At 22.7% G+C, this 1580-nt stretch carries 3 protein-coding genes; 2 read left to right on the plus strand and 1 reads right to left on the minus strand.

Annotation, left to right across the window (positions count from 1 at the left end; translation table 11 throughout):
- Positions 1-403 precede the first annotated feature (403 nt).
- Positions 404-535: a hypothetical protein gene (locus MBFIL_RS11090; protein WP_281192496.1), complete on the plus strand. Its 132-nt coding sequence runs from the start codon at positions 404-406 to the stop codon at positions 533-535.
- A 45-nt stretch (positions 536-580) separates the two neighbouring features.
- On the plus strand, positions 581-1009 hold the full coding sequence (locus tag MBFIL_RS04485) for an HVO_A0114 family putative DNA-binding protein (RefSeq protein WP_066971877.1): 429 nt from the start codon (positions 581-583) through the stop codon (positions 1007-1009).
- A 70-nt stretch (positions 1010-1079) separates the two neighbouring features.
- On the opposite strand, the gene MBFIL_RS04490 is transcribed toward MBFIL_RS04485, so the two are convergent.
- Positions 1080-1319, minus strand: coding sequence for a hypothetical protein (locus MBFIL_RS04490; RefSeq protein ID WP_066971878.1), 240 nt, complete (start codon positions 1317-1319; stop codon positions 1080-1082).
- Positions 1320-1580: the final 261 nt, after the last annotated feature.

The following is a 1580-nucleotide window of genomic DNA, read 5'->3' on the forward strand; positions in this document are numbered from 1 at the left end:
GACACACAAGACTAACAATATCAAGAATAAAAAACATGCTAAAAGAAAAATAAGAATATAAACAAAAAACATCACAACATTACACACTACATATCTAACATGAAAAATCCTTAACTTAACAGCTGTGATTTAGTTGGGGTTTTTTCATTTCAAAAATTATTTTTTACAGAAAAAATAGCTATTAGTTTTTTATTTTTCTGATGGTTGTATTCTCTATAATCTAATTAGTGTCTTGGTAATATTTTATTAAATATATTTTAAAGCTTATTGAAATTAACCAAAACTTTTATATTATATTGGTTATATATTACCATATATGAAAGTGAATGATACTGCTTTAATAACGATAGGATAATACTCAATTTATCGTAAAAAAAGTCAAAGAGGTTGGGCAATAACGATTATGCCTGACAATGTTAGAGTAGATAATTTTCACGGATTTCCACATATTCATTTTTCATTAAAAGGAAAACATAACAAAATAAATATAAATAACATGGATGATGTGCCTAGACATAGTAATAGAACATATTAAATTGAATAATGAAGTAAATAAAGAAAAACTAATGGAAGAGTTATTATGATACCTATAACAATGATTAGAAAAATAAAAGGGAAAAATAAAATACAAGAACTGGAAAAAACATATGGAACTATAAACAATCTAAAAAAATTGTTCAAAAAAGATGACGAAAACATGCTATTATATTCAGACATAGAAGACTGGGAATATTTCATTAATAATCCTGAAGAAGAACTAGAAGAAGGAAAAACAGTGTTTCTAGAAAATGTAAGCTTAGGATCTATAGATTTAGACTTAATAAAATTAATTAAAAATAATGACCCTAAATCTATTAGTGAGCTGGCTAAATTAACAAACAAAGATATTAGTAATGTTCAGAAAAAACTAAATAATCTAGAAAAAGAAGGATTATTGAGTTTTAAACAAGGATTAAAAAACAGTAAAATTCCTATTGTAAATTATGATAAAATAGAAATTGCAATTTAATTTGTTGTTTTTTGTTTATCTTTAGTGTTTTGTTTAAATAGCTATTTGACATGTTTCATGAATATAATGTTTATATATTTAATAAAAGATGAGAATTTCTCACCTTAAGGTCATCTGTTAAAAAATATCTTCTTAAACTATCTAAAAAGAGTAAAAAAGATGCTGATATAATTTTAAAAGGGATTGAGGAATTAATCACTAACTCATATAGCTCTTTATAGGATGAATAAATGTTTAAAACAATAACTGTTCTTTTCTCTTTCTTTAATTCTTCAGCTATACAAGAATTTTCTTCTATCCATTTGTACATTATTGTTATCGTACTTCAACTATTTTTTTGGTTAAAATAAGAAATATCATGCTCTTGAATACTAAAATATTCAAGTATTTATATAGTCTTGAATACTGTAGGATATAAGTATATAAATGAAAAGAATCATATATAAGGCTGTGCAACAATTCAAAAATCTAAGTTTTTAAATTTTGTTAATTAACTTAAAATTACATTTATAGAATTATAATAAATAATATTATAAAAATAAACATTAATATTTAATAAAATTCTATTTTA

This window comes from Methanobrevibacter filiformis (assembly GCF_001639265.1).
In the GTDB taxonomy this organism is placed as follows: Archaea; Methanobacteriota; Methanobacteria; order Methanobacteriales; family Methanobacteriaceae; genus Methanacia; species Methanacia filiformis.